11 protein-coding genes and 1 pseudogene are annotated in these 15177 nt (G+C 70.4%); 4 read left to right on the top strand and 8 right to left on the bottom strand.

Translation table 11 applies throughout. The features are described from left to right. Positions 1–115: 115 nt before the first annotated feature. On the top strand, positions 116–1570 hold the full coding sequence (locus tag SGLAU_RS23805; RefSeq protein WP_043504394.1) for a cytosine permease: 1455 nt from the start codon (positions 116–118) through the stop codon (positions 1568–1570). Positions 1571–1724: 154 nt separating this feature from the next. On the opposite strand, the gene SGLAU_RS23800 is transcribed toward SGLAU_RS23805, so the two are convergent. From SGLAU_RS23800 to SGLAU_RS23785, 4 genes are all read right to left on the bottom strand, one after another. Beyond that, positions 1725–3140 carry a sugar porter family MFS transporter gene (locus SGLAU_RS23800; RefSeq protein ID WP_043504393.1) on the bottom strand — a complete coding sequence of 472 codons (1416 nt, stop codon included), beginning with the start codon at positions 3138–3140 and terminating at the stop codon, positions 1725–1727. A 250-nt stretch (positions 3141–3390) separates the two neighbouring features. Then, positions 3391–7092, bottom strand: coding sequence for an AAA family ATPase (locus SGLAU_RS23795; RefSeq protein WP_043504392.1), 3702 nt, complete (start codon positions 7090–7092; stop codon positions 3391–3393). A gap of 207 nt (positions 7093–7299) precedes the next feature. Further along, positions 7300–7506, bottom strand: a complete 207-nt coding sequence (locus SGLAU_RS23790) for a hypothetical protein (protein ID WP_043504391.1) — start codon at positions 7504–7506, stop codon at positions 7300–7302. Positions 7507–7884: 378 nt separating this feature from the next. Continuing rightward, complete coding sequence (locus SGLAU_RS23785; protein WP_043504390.1) at positions 7885–8166, bottom strand: acylphosphatase; 282 nt, start codon at positions 8164–8166, stop codon at positions 7885–7887. A 171-nt stretch (positions 8167–8337) separates the two neighbouring features. Here SGLAU_RS23785 and SGLAU_RS23780 point away from each other — a divergent pair, with 171 nt between their 5' ends. Next, entirely contained in the window at positions 8338–9468 is a 1131-nt protein-coding gene (locus tag SGLAU_RS23780; protein ID WP_043504389.1) for a CAP domain-containing protein, read from the top strand. Between the two features lie 20 nt (positions 9469–9488). Here the strand turns inward: SGLAU_RS23780 and SGLAU_RS23775 are convergent. From SGLAU_RS23775 to SGLAU_RS23760, 4 genes and pseudogenes are all read right to left on the bottom strand, one after another. After that, a pseudogene (locus tag SGLAU_RS23775) lies at positions 9489–10729 on the bottom strand (tyrosine-type recombinase/integrase). Beyond that, positions 10729–10923 (bottom strand): helix-turn-helix domain-containing protein, encoded by a 195-nt coding sequence (locus SGLAU_RS33880; RefSeq protein WP_043504387.1) that lies wholly within the window; start codon positions 10921–10923, stop codon positions 10729–10731. Before SGLAU_RS33880 ends, SGLAU_RS23775 begins: the two are co-directional and overlap by 1 nt. After that, positions 10920–12317, bottom strand: a complete 1398-nt coding sequence (gene repSA / locus SGLAU_RS23765) for a replication initiator protein RepSA (protein WP_043506944.1) — start codon at positions 12315–12317, stop codon at positions 10920–10922. Before repSA ends, SGLAU_RS33880 begins: the two co-directional genes overlap by 4 nt. Positions 12318–12343: 26 nt before the next feature. Then, positions 12344–12847 (bottom strand): hypothetical protein, encoded by a 504-nt coding sequence (locus SGLAU_RS23760; protein WP_159072798.1) that lies wholly within the window; start codon positions 12845–12847, stop codon positions 12344–12346. 257 nt (positions 12848–13104) lie between these two features. On the opposite strand from SGLAU_RS23760, the gene SGLAU_RS23755 reads away from it, so the two are divergent. Then, on the top strand, positions 13105–13470 hold the full coding sequence (locus SGLAU_RS23755) for a GntR family transcriptional regulator (RefSeq protein WP_244315253.1): 366 nt from the start codon (positions 13105–13107) through the stop codon (positions 13468–13470). Between the two features lie 154 nt (positions 13471–13624). Next, the gene (locus SGLAU_RS23750; RefSeq protein ID WP_043504383.1) at positions 13625–14857 is read left to right on the top strand and encodes a hypothetical protein; all 1233 of its coding nucleotides are present in this window, start codon (positions 13625–13627) and stop codon (positions 14855–14857) included. Positions 14858–15177: the final 320 nt, after the last annotated feature.

Genomic DNA, 15177 nt, shown 5'->3' with positions numbered 1-15177 from the left:
ACGGACAAAGTGCACCGGTGGGTGCGAGTCAGGCCAAAGCACAATGGCATCGACCGCATCAACGCGCGTAGAGTCCCGACGTCCCCCCATCCCCGCACCGCTAGGCACGTTCTTCATGAGCAAGACCGCCGAGACCGAAGGCGCTCTCGAAACCCGCGGCATCGAGCAGGTACCGGACCACGAGCGCACCGCGAGAACCCGCGAGCTGTTCCCCACCTGGGTGGGTGCCAACATCAGCGTGCTGCTGCTCACCATGGGCGCGAGCCTGGTCGTCGCGTACCGGCTCAACATCTGGCAGGCGCTGATCGTCGCCGCCGTCGCGCCCCTGGTGTCGTACGGCCTGGTCGGGCTGATCGGCATCGCCGGCAAGCGGGGCGGGGCGCCGGGCATGGCGCTCTCCCGCGCCGTCTTCGGGCAGCGCGGCAATCTGCTGCCCGGCTCGCTGATCTGGGTGGCCCGCTGGGGCTGGGAGACGATCAACGCGGTGACCGGCGCCTACGCCATGCTCACCATCCTGGACATCGTGTTCGGCATCGGCGCGAACGGCGTGCTGGACATGGTGATGCTGCTGGCGTTCGTGGTCGCGACGTTCGCGATCTCCGGGCTCGGCATCGGTGCCGTGCAGAAGTGCAACACGTACGCGACCTACCTCTTCGGCGCGTTCTCGGTGCTGGTCCTGGGCTACCTGGCGGTGCACACGGACTGGTCGAAGGTGCTGGACCACTCCGCCGGCTCCACGGCCGCGGTGATCACCGGTATCGGCATGATCGCGGCGGGCGGCGTCAGCTGGATCCCCTCCGCGCCGGACTTCACCCGCTATCTGCCGCGCACGGCGTCCTCCAGGGCGATCGTGGGCACGGCGGTCGGCGGCGCCGGTGTCGTCGTGCTGCCGATGGTCCTCATGGGCGCGGTGATGGCGGTGTCCACGCCGGACCTGGCCTCGGCCGCCGACCCGGTCTCCTTCCTCGGCGAGATTTTGCCGACCTGGATCGCGGTGCCGTACCTGCTGATCGCGCTGATCGGCATGCTGCTGATCAACGCGATGTCGATGTACTCGGCGGGCTTCACCGCGCAGACCCTCGGCATCAAGGTGCCCCGGCACTGGGCGGTGTCCGTCAACGCGCTGATCTCGCTGGTCTTCGGCGGCGTGCTGATGCTGGTGGCGACGAGCTTCATGGGCTCGTTCATCGCCTTCCTGTCCCTGCTGGCGGTGGCGTTCTCCGCGTGGGTCGGGGTGTTCGGCGCGGACATGCTGCGACGCACGGAGTACGACGGCGAGGCGATGGCGGACACCACGCGCACCAGCGCCTACTGGTACCGGGGCGGCTTCTCCCCGGCCGCGGTGACCGCCTGGGCGGCCGGTCTGGTCGCGGGCCTGCTCTTCACCACGTCGGACTGGTTCACCGGCCCGCTCGCCGGCAACAACGTGATCGGCGAGTACGGCCTCGGCTGGGTCGCCACGGTCGTGGTGTCGGGCCTGCTGTACCTGGCCCTGCCGAAGCCGGCCGTGACCGCTCCGGTGGCGCGGCCGGCCGGCCCGGCCGAGGAGCCCCAGCCGGCCGGCGTATAAGCGCCCGTCCCCGCACTGCCCCTGGACGTACTCCCCGGTAAGACGTACTGCCCCGGCTCGGTGACCGAGCCGGGGCAGTACGTCTCACGGGTGTCGAGGAGCGGGCAGCGGGGACTTGGCCCTCTCCTCGAGCCGAGGGAGCCTCGGGCGAGGCTCAGCCCATCTCCTCCAGCTTCTTGCCCTTGGTCTCGGGCACGAACTTGAGGATGAACGGGATGGAGAGGAAGGCGAACACCGCGTACATGACGTAGGTGAGCGACAGGTTCCACTCCGCGAGGTCCGGGAAGGTAATGGTGATCGCCCAGTTGGCGATCCACTGGGCCGAGGCGGCGACGCCGAGCGCGGCGGCGCGGATCTTGTTCGGGAAGACCTCACCGAGCATGACCCAGACGACCACACCCCAGGACAGGGCGAAGAACAGCACGAACGCGTTGGCGGCGATCAGCGCGACGTAACCCTGCGCGGTGGGCAGCGGGTCGTTGCCGTTCTGGAAGGAGAAGGACCAGGCGGCCGCGGCGAGCGAGACGCCCATGCCGACCGAGCCGATGAGCGCGAGCGGCTTGCGGCCGAGGCGGTCGACGAAGATCATCGCGATCACGGTGCCGATGATGTTGATGATCGAGGTCTCGAACGAGTAGAAGAACGAGCTCGACGGGTCGACGCCGACCGACTGCCACAGCAGGTTCGAGTAGTAGAAGATAACGTTGATGCCGACCAGCTGCTGGAAGACCGAGAGGCCGATGCCGATCCAGACGATCGGCAGCAGGCCGAAGCGGCCGCCCATCAGGTCCCGGAAGGTCGACTTGTGGTCGCTGCGCATCGCCTCGTCGATCTCGGCGACACGGGCGTCGAGGTCGATGTCGCCCTCGACGTCGCCGAGCACCTTCTTGGCGTCGTCGGTGCGGCCCACGCTGATCAGGTAGCGCGGCGACTCGGGGATGGCGAAGGAGAGCAGACCGTAGATGACGGCCGGCACCAGCATCACGCCGAGCATCCACTGCCAGGCCTCCAGGCCCGCGACCCGCCCGCGCTCCTCACCGTCGGCCAGGTTCAGGATGGCCCAGTTGACGAGCTGGGAGACGGCGATGCCGATGACGATGGCCGCCTGCTGGAACGAGGCGAGCCTGCCCCGGTAGGCGGGCGGGGCGACCTCGGCGATGTAGGCCGGGCCGATCACCGAGGCCATGCCGATGGCTATGCCGCCGAGGACGCGCCAGGCGGCGAGGTCCCAGGCGGCGAACGGCAGGCCGGAGCCCACCGCGCTCACCGCGAACAGGACCGCGGCGATCTGCATGACGCGGATACGGCCGATCCGGTCGGCGATCCGGCCCGCGACGGCCGCGCCCACGGCGCTGCCGAGCAGGGCGCAGGCGGCGACGGTTCCGGTGGCGCCGGAGCTGAGGTCGAACCGAGCCTGGATGCCGCCGTTCGCACCGTTGATGACAGAGCTGTCGTAGCCGAACAGGAAGCCGCCCATGGCGGCTGCCGCGGTGATGAAGACGACGTGCCCGAGATGTTCGGGGTGCGCCGACTTGGCTCCTGACTGGGATGCCTGCGCTGTGCTGGTCACTGGGTAACTCCTCGGGCCGCCGGCAACGCTGCCGGCTGGGGGCGTAGCCCTTCCAGGGGTACGGCGTTCACGCCGCTCACACCTGAAGGTAAAAGCAACGTTGCAGAGACTATGCCTTCATGTTTCGAAGTCAATAGGCCAAGACCTGTGAGTTTTCAGCCATGACAGAACAGCGTGTGTTCAATTCTTGAAGTGATCTTCGGAGAGGCAGGTCATGACCGGTGGAGAGCCGGTGCCCCGAAACGGACGATCAACGCAGCCGCTGGCTGATGACCTTCGACACACCGTCGCCCTGCATCGAGACGCCGTACAGCGCGTCGGCGACCTCCATGGTCCGCTTCTGGTGCGTGATGACGATGAGCTGCGAGGTCTCCTGCAACTCCTGCATGATCCGGATCAGCCGCTGGAGGTTCGTGTCGTCCAGCGCGGCCTCCACCTCGTCCATCACATAGAACGGACTGGGCCGCGCCTTGAAGATCGACACCAGCAGGGCGACGGCGGTCAGCGACCGCTCCCCGCCGGACAGCAGGCTCAGCCGCTTCACCTTCTTGCCCGGCGGACGCGCCTCCACGTCCACACCGGTGGTGAGCATGTTGCCGGGATCCGTCAGCACGAGCCGGCCCTCGCCGCCCGGGAAGAGCCGGGCGAACACGCCCTCGAACTCCCGCGCCGTGTCCCGGTAGGCCTCGGTGAACACCTGCTCGACCCGCTCGTCGACCTCCTTGACGACCTGGAGCAGGTCCGCGCGGGTCTTCTTCAGGTCCTCCAGCTGCTCGCTGAGGAACTTGTGCCGCTCCTCCAGCGCCGCGAACTCCTCCAGCGCCAGCGGATTCACCTTGCCGAGCTGCTGGTACGCCCGCTCGGCCGCCTTCAGCCGCTTCTCCTGCTCCGCCCGCACGAACGGCCGCGGCCGGTTGCGCGGATGCCCGGGGTCGTCCGGCAGCTCCTCGCCCTCGGCGGGCGGCGACGGCGGTACGAGCTGATGGGGGCCGTACTCGTCCACGAGCCCGGCGGGCTCCACGCCCAGCTCCTCCAGCGCCCTGGTCTCCAGCTGCTCGATCCGCAGCCGCTTCTCCGCGCCCAGCACCTCGCCCCGGTGCACGGAGTCGGTCAGCTTGTCCAGCTCCGCCTTCAGATCACGGCCCCGGGTGCGGGCGGCGGCCAGCTCCTGCTCGCGCCGGGCCTTCGCCGCCTCCGCGGCCGACCGCTCCCGCTCCGCGCGGGCCAGCGAGACCTCGACGTGCGCGAGCAGCTGCCGGGCACCCGAGGCCACGGCCTCGGCGACGGCCGCCTCGTGACGCAGCCGGGCCCGCCGCTGCTCGGCACGCGCGCGTGCCTCGCGTTCCGCCCGCGCGGCACGGTCGAGCGAGTCGGCGCGTCCGGCCAGCCCCTTGACCCGCTCCTCGTGCGTACGGACCTGGAGGCGGGCCTCCATCTCGGTCTGCCGCGCGTTGGCGCCGTCGGCGGCGAGCCGGTCGCGGGCCGAGGTGTCCGGCTCCTCCTCGACCGGCATCTCCTCCGCCACGGCGAGCCGTTCGGCCAGCTCCTCGACCTCCTGGAGCGCCCTGTCCAGCGCCTCCTGCGCCCGCGCGGCGGCGGCGGAGGCGCGCTCGGCCTCACCCGCGGCGCCCCTGGCCTGTCCGGCGAGCCGGCCGAGCTGCTGGGCCACCGCCGACTTCTCCCGGTCGGCGGCCCGCCGCCGCTCCCCCAGCTCCTCCACGAGCGCGGCGGCCCCGGAACGGCGGCCGGCGGCGAGCCGCTGCGCCTCGGTCAGTTCGGCGCACCGCACCTCCAGCCGCGCCAGCTCGGCCGCGGCCTCGTCCACGGAGGCCTGCACCTCCAGCAGGCTGGGCGCCCCGGCGGAGCCGCCCTGCGCGAAGTGCGACCCCAGGAGGTCCCCCTCCCGGGTCACCGCCGTCAGGCCGGGGCACGCGTAGACCAGCGCCTCGGCGTCCTCCAGCGTCTCCACGACGACGATGCCGCGCAGGAGACGCCGGACGGCCGGGAGCAGCTCGGCGGGGCCGCGGACGAAGCGGTCCGCGGGGGTGTGCTCCACGCGGATGTGGTCCGTGAGGGTGTGGTCCGCGCGGGTGCCGGCTCCGGGGAAGGGGTCGCCGTGTACGTCGGCGGCGGCGAGCGCGTCGAAGCCGGAAGCACCGTTCGCCGCGCCCCCGTGAGGGTCCGGCTCCGGGCCGGCCTTGCCGGGTGCCGGGTGGCCGGGGGCGGGCTCCGGGGCCTCGGCGAGGAGGAGGGTCGCGCGGCCCGCGTCCTGCTTGCGCAGGAGGCGGATCGCCTCGGCGGCCGCGGCCGGGGTGGTCACCGCGAGGGCGTCGGCCGCGGCGCCGAAGGCCGCGGCGAGGGGAATCTCGTGGCCCGGGGTGACCGTGAGCAGTTCGGCGGCCGGGCCCAGCAGGCCGCTGAGACGATCCTGCGCGGCGAGCAGCGCGCCGGTGCCGTCCTTGCGGCGCAGGCCCAGGGCCAGGGCCTCGTGCCGGGCCCGGGTCGCGGCCCGCTCGCGTTCCGCGGCGCTCACCGCCTCGCGGGCGGCGGTCAGCGCCGCCTCCGCCTCGGCGAGCCGCCGCCTGGCCGCCTCGTGCCGCTCGGCCAGCTCCGCGTCACCCGCGTCCAGCCCGTCGACCTCGGCCTTCAGCGCCTCGTACTCCTCCTGCGCGGCCACGGCCCGCTCCCGCGCCTCGTCACGCGCGGCGGCCAGCCGGTCGATCTCGGCCTGCGCGGCGGCGGCCCGCGAGCGGGCGGCGCCGACCTGACCGCTCAGCCGGGCGAGCCCTTCCCGCCGGTCGGCGATGGCCCGCGCGGCGTCCTTCAGGCGGCGTTCCTCGGCGGCCAGCTCGCGCTCCAGTTCGGCGCGGTGCTCGACGGTGTCCTCCAGGGCCCGCCGCGCCGCCTCCAGGGCCGCTTCCAGCTCGGCCTCCTGTTCGCGGACCCGGGCGGCCTCGCGCTCCAGGTCCTCGGGGTCACGGCCGCGCCGCTCGTCCACCGGCGCGGAGGCGGCGCTCTTCACCCGTGCCTCGGCCAGCGAGAGCGTGCCGCGCACCCGCTCGGCGAGCTGCGACAGCTCGTACCAGGTCTGCTGGGCGCGCTGGAGGCGCGGGGTGAGCCGGCGGACCTCGTCCTCCAGCTGCGCCTCCCGCTGCAGCGCCGCCCGCAGCTCTCGCTCGGCGGCCTCCTTGCGCTCCTTCAGCGCGGCCTCGTCGGCGATCTCGGCCTGGAGGGCTTCGCGGAGCCGTACGAGGTCGTCGGCGAGCAGGCGCAGCCGGGCGTCGCGCAGATCGGCCTGGATGACGGCGGCCCGCCGGGCGACCGCGGCCTGGCGGCCGAGCGGCTTGAGCTGGCGGCGCAGCTCGTCGGTGAGGTCCTGCACGCGCGCGAGGTTCGCCTGCATCGCGTCCAGCTTGCGCAGCGCCTTCTCCTTGCGCTTGCGGTGCTTGAGGACGCCCGCGGCCTCCTCGATGAAGGCGCGCCGTCCCATGGGATCGGCGTGCAGCACGGAGTCGAGCTGGCCCTGGCCGACGATGACGTGCATCTCGCGGCCGATACCGGAGTCGGAGAGGAGTTCCTGGATGTCGAGGAGGCGGCAGGTGTCGCCGTTGATCTGGTACTCGCTGCCGCCGTTGCGGAACATGATCCGCGTGATGGTGACCTCGGCGTACTCGATGGGCAGGGCGCCGTCGGAGTTGTCGATGGTCAGGGACACCTCGGCGCGGCCCAGCGGCGGGCGGCCGGTGGTGCCGGCGAAGATGACGTCCTCCATCTTGCCGCCGCGCAGCGACTTGGCTCCCTGCTCGCCCATGACCCAGCTGAGCGCGTCGACGACGTTGGACTTGCCCGAGCCGTTCGGGCCGACGACGCAGGTGATGCCCGGCTCGAAGCGGAGCGTGGTGGCCGAGGCGAACGACTTGAAGCCACGGAGGGTCAGGGCCTTGAGGTGCACGCCGCTGGACTTTACCTTCCGCGGTTTGTCCCACTGCGTGAACGCGCGGTTTCGCGAGTGAACGCGCAGGGCAGACCAAACGTTAAAGACGGTGAAAGGGTGCGGGGGCAAGAAAGAAGGGACGCCGAAGCGTCCCTTGCAACTTCTGACAACAGAGCGGTTGATACGGGCAGCCCAACCACTGCGTGTCGTTGTGCGATGCAGTGATCAGGTGAGCGCAGGCTCCGCCTGGTGTGCGTCGACGCGCTCCATGATCCTGTCGTCGTGAGAAGCGGCAGCCGTCAGCGCCTCGTTCTCCGCCTGGATCCGTACGAGTTCGGTTTCCAGGTCCTGGACGCGCTGCTGGAGCCGTCGCATCTCGGCGAGGAGTCGAGGGTCGGAGCCACCGACGTAACCGAGAAGCGCCTTTGCCATGATGGATGGTCCTCCACAATGAGTGACCGACCGATGCGGTGTGGGTCGTGAGGGATTCGCACCGCGGTGCTTGGCACTATGGAGTTCTTGCTGCCGTTCATCCATGCCAAACAGCTAGGTGCGCGGGGTGCTTTCAGCGTCTCACCAAAAAGTTTGACGGTCAACACGATCACGCCCCGTATTGAGGGGCTACCCGGGTGCGCGCGGCTTCAAAACGGCGGCGCTGCGATTCCCCCGGGGCCTCGGGGCGTGGCGATCATCATTCACCGATGAGTCCGCCACGGCAAGGGGTCCGGGCAATCACCTGCGCCTTTTCCCGCCGGGTAGGTGCCGGTGGCATGTCCCGCCGCCCGGACGGGGCGGCCGGGCGGACCGGGGTCAGCGGATCGCGAAGCCGTCGTAGCCGCCGCGGGGTGTGTCCCAGATCTCGGTGACACCGTCCACGCGCCCGGGCGTGTCGTCACCCTGGAGCCACTCCAGGAGGCCCTGGCAGCCCTCGCGCGGCCCTTCCGCGACCACCTGGACGCGGCCGTCGGCCAAATTGAGAGCAAAACCACTCAGACCGCCGATCTCCAGCGCCTTGGCCCGCGTGAACCAGCGAAAACCCACGCCTTGCACGTGTCCACGCACCCAGGCGACCAGCCGTACATCCTCGCTCATGGGTGCAACCTAACCAGGCGATGTCTCTTGGGACACTTCCTCCCCCGGCGCCATGCGGTACCGTCCAGCCCCAAACGCATCTCATATGAAAGCCACCCGATCGGGTGACTTTGGTCGACCGTTGAACGAGTCGGCCGCGAGGACAGCACCAGGGACGAGGAAGGCCAGTACATGGGACGCCACCGACGCTCCGCCGCCGGCCGCGCCGCCACGGGCCGCGCCACGGGGGTCACGCCGGGCCGCAGCGCCGGCGGGAGCGCGGACCAGGGGCACACGCCGGGCCACCGCCACCCCGAACCGGGCATCGCGCCCTACCTCAACCCGGAGGCCTACGCCGAGGTGCGGGCCCGCAGCGAGGCCTACCTCTTCGCCACCGACGACGACCCGGCGGCCGGCCAGGACTCCCCCGCCGACACGGTGGTCCTCCCCGCCACCGGCGCCTCTCCCGCGAGCGGCGAGGCCCCGCGCGGGCGCTCGCACCGCCGCAGGAAGAAGGCCGTGACGCCGGTGCGCACCGGGCTGCTCGGCGTGTCCGCCGCGGTCGCCATCGGCGCGGTCGCCGTGGCCGCCGGTGTGCTGCCCGGCGGAGGCGACTACACGCTCGGCGGCGGCAGCGGCAACCAGGTGCAGGCGACCGACGGCGCCGGCGGCACCACCGAGGGCCCGCTGGGCGGCACCTCCGGCAGCGCCGAGACCGAGACCGGCGACGGCACCGCACCCGGCCGGAGCGCCACCCGCCCCACCTCCCCGTCGGCCGCCCCTTCCACCCCCTCGGCGTCGCCCACCACGGAGAAGCCCTCCGCCGTACCCTCACGGAAGCCGTCGGCCACGCCCTCCGAGCGGCAGCCCGAGCCCACCCCCACCCCGTCGCGCACGGCGACCGCCGAGCCGCCGCGGACCACCGCCCCGGTGACCGTCTCGGAGGCGGCCGCCGTCGAGGCGGAGGTGCTGCAGCTGGTCAACGAGGAGCGGGCGCGGGCCGGCTGCCGCCCGGTCGCCGCGAACAGCGCGCTGGCGAAGCTGGCCCGCGACTTCAGCGAGGACATGGCGGCGCGCGGCTTCTTCGACCACACCGACCCCGACGGGGCGACCCCCTGGGACCGGGCCGAGAAGGCCGGCATAAGCAACCTGGGCGGCGAGAACATAGCCCGCGGCCAGGCCGACGCGGCGACCGTCATGGCGGCCTGGATGGACAGCCCCGGTCACCGCGCCAACATCCTGAACTGCGAGTTCACCACCCTGGGCGTCGGAGTCCACTTCGGCCCGGGCGGCCCGTGGTGGACCCAGGACTTCGGGTACTGAGATAAGCGCAGGTCAGAGCGCTAATACCGCCCCTGGGCCGTCTCCGGGCCGTCTTCCGTGGGTTCACCACCCTGGAAGACGCGATCCACGGCGGCCCGGGTGCGGGTCTCACTGGACGGCATCAGGTGGGTGTACGTCCGCAGCGTGAAGCCGGGGTCATGGTGGCCCAGGTATTCGCTAAGGGCCTTGATGCTCTCCCCGGCGTCCAGGAGCACCGAGGCATAGAAGTGCCTCAGCGCATGCATGCCGTTGTCTCGCCCGGTCTCCACGCCCGCAGCCCGAAGCGCCGGCCGCCAGACGCGGTCATTGAAGCGGTTCCGATCGAGGGCCAGGCCCATGGAGCCGGTGAAGAGCAGCGACGCCGTGACGTGCGGTCCATCGAGCGTCTTCCACGGCAAGGTGACTTCCACGGCCGGATGACGCTTCAAGTGCGCAGCCAACGCGAAGGCCACCGACCCGGGCAGTGGCACGTCACGTTCCCTGCCGCCCTTGGGCGGTGCGAACACCGGCCGATGCCGTTGCAGCAGCTTGACTTGCCGTACGACATGCACCACTTCCCCGAGGAAGTCCACGTCTTCCACGGCCAGGCCGAAGACCTCCCCTTGTCGCAGGCCGCATCCGGCGGCGACATTCACGAGAGCCTGATAGCTCTCCGGTAAAGCCGACCGAACTGCCTTGACGCGCTCGGCTGGCCAGGGCTTGACCTTGCGGGGCTCCAGCCGAGGAGCCCGCACGGACCGAGCGCTGCACGGGTTCGCGCGGATGGTCCGGTCCTCCACGGCCGCCGTGAAGACCGTGGAGACGTGCGCAAAGATCCCTCGCGGTATCCAGCCGACAGTCCCCTGTCCTCCAGGGTGCGCAGCCACAGGCGGAGATGGGACGGAGTGAAGGAGCCCATGGGCCGCGTGCCGAGGTAGGGGATCGCGTGAAGCCGCAACCGGCTCTCGACGGACTCCCGCGTCAGCGGGTCCGTGATCTGTGTTGTCATCCACTCGGTGGCGTACTGCTCGAACGTGACCTTGCCAGCGTCCGGGCTGACGTAGTCGCCACGCGACATGTCCGCCTCGATGTTGGCAAGCCACTGTTCCGCCTTGCGCTTCTGTTTGTCCGGGAAGCTCTTGGACTTCTCGGAGCCGTCCGGACCGATGTACCGCGCACGGTAGCGGAGGCCGACGCCGTGCCGGTCGGTCTTGACCTTGACAGGCTTGCCGTCCGGTCCCGTCTCGGTCTTATACCAGCGATCTTGGATGTGTCCGGCCATCAGGCGGCCCCTTCCATCAGGGACTCAACCCAGACACGCACGTCTTCCGGGTCGAAGCGCAGATGCCGACCAACGCGGAACCCGCGGGGACCGGTGCCTTTTCGCCGCCACTGGTAAACGGTCTCGACCGGGACACCGAGCAGGTCTGCCACGTCTATTGGGGTCATGTAGCGAGGAGGCAAGGGACGCCTCATGCACATACCTCCCAGTCGTCCGGGTCGGGCATGTCTGCGAGGGCTTCGCGTGCTGTCTCTCGGTTCAGTCGGATCTCCTTTGCGATCGAGGCGGCGAGCCAAGACTCGCCAGGCGTGTGGCCCTGTCCGGCGTAGGTCCAGTGGGCGAGGACGAGCGTGGAGCCCTCCGTGTCGTCGAGGTCCTCGGAGAGTCCGCGTTCGCGGCGTTCCTGCCGGGCGCGGTAGTCGGCGCGAACCTGGCGCAGCGCACTGAGCGTGGTGGAGTAGCGGCGGGACTTGGTCGAGAAGTGGCCGCGGAAGCCGAGCATGTGAGCCCAGCGGGCCAGCAGCCGATCCGGGTAGGCAGCGTCGAGGGTCCAGCAGGCTTCGATCAGGCGCCGGGTGTGCTCGGGCACCGGCGACTTGTCCAGCTCGGACAGCTCCCCGATCCGGCGGTCCACGGTGCCCGTTGTCTCGGCCGCTTTGGTGGCGTACTTGGCGACGTAGGAGGCGACGGCCTGTTCGGTCAGTTCTTCGTGTCCGAGGGCACCGATGGGTTGTACGTCGACCTGGGATCCCCACCGCAGCTCGCGTGCGGCGAAAGCGCCGGCGGAAGGCACCGGCACGGCGACCCGGGCGGCAGCGGCACGGATCGCGTCGTCCAGGAGGCCGACCGTCGCCCAGGCCGGGGGCGGGGAGTCGGGGCCGGTCGGGCCGTCGAGGCGCACCACGGCGTGGAAGTGGACGGAGCCGCGTTTCTGGAACTCGGCGACCTTGCCGAAGGAGACCCGGCACACCTCCCGCATCGCGGTCTGGGACAGGCCCGCGCGTGCAGCAATCTCGCGACGCAGGTAGATCGTGAAGCGGCGCCACAGGTCCCCGGCGAAGTTGTTCCACAGCACCGCCCCGGCATAGTCGTACCGCTCCGGGTCCAGGGCAGTGCCAAGCACCGGATCGTCTTCCGCGTGTGGGGTGCCGCAGCGGCAGCGGCCGGAGTCGGGCCGGTTGTGCACGGGGCCGAAGGAGGGGGCGGTGAGGGTCGCGAAGACGCGGGGGTGATCCCGCACGGTGGCGGGAACGTCCTTGCGTTCATCCCCGGTGATCCCGGCGCGGATCAGGTGATAGGTGTCCCCGGCGTAGGTCCAGGCGCAGGCCGGGCAGCGGGAGGCTCGCCGGTTGCCGCAGGCGACCCGGAGCATGCCGCCCGGCTCGTGCTCGGTGCTGTAGGAGTACAGGACATCACCGGTCTTGGCGTCGCGGGTGACGGTCTGGCCCATGAGGCGGATCGGGTTGGAGCAGCCGCCGGTACGGCGTACCTGTTCCTGCCAGCGCTCGAAGCCGGGCGTGTTCGCCACCCGGAGCAGGTCGGCCAGGGTGATCGGGTCGGTGCCCAAAGAGGCCGCAGCGCCAGCCACGGCCTCCGGGGCGACGGGGAAGACCGTCACGCACCCACCTCCCAGCGCGGCAGGCGCAGACCTTCGGGGTTGTGGCCGGGGCAGTTGCGCTCCACGAGCATGGTCGGGTCGTCCGGGTCGTACGACTCACCCAGCCAGCCGGTCCCCCCGCAGCGGCAGGCACCCTCCACCTCCGTGCGGCCACCCCGGTCCAGAGCTTCCCGGGTCATGGGGTAGCCCGCCCACGCGGTGAAGCAGGACGCGAGCCGTTCGGCCCGGTCCCAGCGCCGGGCGTTGGAGAACCGGCGGCGGTGCGCCCGGTCCTGCTCCGGCGTGGTCAGATCGGCCAGCCACAGCAGCCGGTAGCCGTAGGCGCAGGCAGCCGAGTGCTGCACCTCAGCAAGGCCGAGCCGGACAACGCCCTGGATGATCCAGGCTGCCACCGTCGCCTCGGTCCCCCGTCGCATCATGAAGCCGACCGGCATGTCCGAGGCGTACAGCGCGACCGCCCGCTCCATGTTCGACAGGTCCGAAGGCGAGAGGTGCGCCACGGAGGCTAACGAGGTCAAGGGGCCAGACGGCCGCGATGCCGGGTCCACGGACGACGTGTGCTCAACGATCGTCGCAGGCATGATGGAAGCTCCCTTCGAGGGACGAAGGAGGGCGGCGGCATGCTTGGCGGTAGGTGCGTCGCCCTCCGGGTTAGCGCCACATGGCGTGCGACATAGCTTGCTATAGAGCAGACTAGATCACAAGAGGTAGTGCGGCATAGCGTGTGCTAAGTCGCCAATCTCGGTACCCTCGGCGCATGACGGTTGAAGCCCACGACCCCAGGCCGAAGAAAGTGCAGATCGCCGACACCTTGCGTGAGGAGATCGCGGCGCTACCGGCTGGGCATCGGCTCGCCTCCCTGCGCGAGCTTGCCGACCGCTTCAAGGTGACCACGGTGACGGCAGGCAGCGCGCTGAAGGTGCTGGCAGACGAGGGCGTGATCGTCTCGGTTCCGAATCGGGGGTACTTCGTGCAGTCCCCGCCGAGGGCAGGCGAAGCCGGGCAGGACGCCGGCGGGCCGATTAACCGAGATGAGATCAATGCCATCCGCTCCGAGATTCAGCAACTTGCTGCCCGAGTCGCCGAGTTGGAGAAGCGCGCTCAGTTCCCGAGCAGTGCCTGACTGGTGATCCACCATGTGGGACATGTCATGGACGCACTAGGGACAGGCGTGGTGTCACCGGGGGACAACTTCGGTGCCAACCCCCTGTCACCCCCCGTGTCACCAGCTCTTTGAATGCCAGACTCAAGGCAAGCAGCCGATGGGAGGGCAGCACATGAGTGACGAACGGCCCGCATGGGCGCGACGGCTTGCCGCCGAGCGTGAAGCCAGGCAGTGGTCGCAGGCGGAAGTGGTGGCCGCGCTCCGAGCACACGCGCCGAAGCCTCTGCCTGAGGGCTCCAGCATGGTCCGGCAGTGGAAGCGCTGGGAGTCCGGAGAGGTCATGCCGAGCGACTTCTACAAGCCGATCATCGCCGCCACTTTCGGAACCGTCACTCACGCGATCTTTCCCGCAGCCGGGCGGCGAGACGGGGACGCCGAGATCGTCGCTGTCAGCGGCATGGAGACGCTCGACATCATCAGCAGGTTGCAGGCGTCCGACGTCGACAACGCCACGTTGGAGGCTCTCCGGATCACGACGGATCGGCTGTGCTCCGAGTACCCGTATCTGCCGGGTGCCCAGCTGGCCGCCGAGGGCAGGCAGTGGCTCAAGCGGGTCGCGGGACTCCAGTCCCAGCGGCTCACGCTCGCACAGCACCGCGAGATCCTCACCCTGTCCGGATGGCTCGCGCTTCTGATCGGCTGCGTCGAGTACGACATGGGCGACCGGGCCGCAGCCGAGAGCACCCGGAAGGCGGCACTGTCTTTAGCCCATGAGGCAGGCAACACAGAGATCGCCGGTTGGGCACACGAGATGCGGGCTTGGTTCGCGCTGACCACGGGCGACTACCGCGGAATCCTCGCTGCCTCGCAGGCCGGTACGGAGGCCGCTCCCACTCATGGCGTAGCTGTACAGCTCGCCGCCCAGGAGGCGAAGGGGTGGGCGCGGCTGGGGGACCGCCGACAGACAGAGGTGGCACTGGACCGAGGCCGGAAGCTCCTCGAAGGGATGCCGTACCCCGAGAACCTCGATCACCACTTCGTAGTGGACCCGGCGAAGTTCGACTTCTACGCCATGGACTGCTACCGGCTACTCGGTGAAGACCGCTTCGCGGAGAACCTCGCCCATGAGGTGATCCGCGCAGGCACTGATTTCGACGGCTCCGAGCGATCGCCGATGCGGATGGCGGAGGCCAGGATCACGCTTGGTGTCGTCGCGGCTCGCCAGGGCGATTTGGACCAGGCCGTGAACTACGGCGAGTGGGCCTTGCGGGGCGACCGGCAGTCTCTGCCGTCCCTGCTCATGGTCAGCCGCGAGCTTGCGGCCATCGTCAATCGAGACTTCGCGGCCGAACCGGCTGGCCGGGATTACCTCGATCACCTGACCGCACTGAGCCGCGCCAGCTAGGCCGTTACAGGTTTCTCTACCTCATCAAGCACCCGTCGTCGCTTCGCTCCTCCGGGCGGGCGCGGGCGGCCGGCGGCGCCCGCGCTCATGTCTCCGCCCCGCTCGGCACCGCCGGCCGCCCGCTCCCGCCCATGAGGCAGGCACACAGGGCATGAGGTCAGAACACGTCGTGGCTGGGGCGGTCGGCTCCACGACTTTAGCCAGCCACTTTGGCGCGAGCCTCGAAGATCATGGCCCCAACGTCGTGCTTTACCGGGCAGGTCCACAGACTGCCCGACGCGCCGGAAGCTTACGGGGCCATGATCACTCGCACCAAAGCA

Origin of the sequence: Streptomyces glaucescens (assembly GCF_000761215.1) — a bacterium.
Classification (GTDB): Bacteria; Actinomycetota; Actinomycetes; order Streptomycetales; family Streptomycetaceae; genus Streptomyces; species Streptomyces glaucescens_B.
This window is presented reverse-complemented; position numbering and strand designations above follow the sequence as displayed.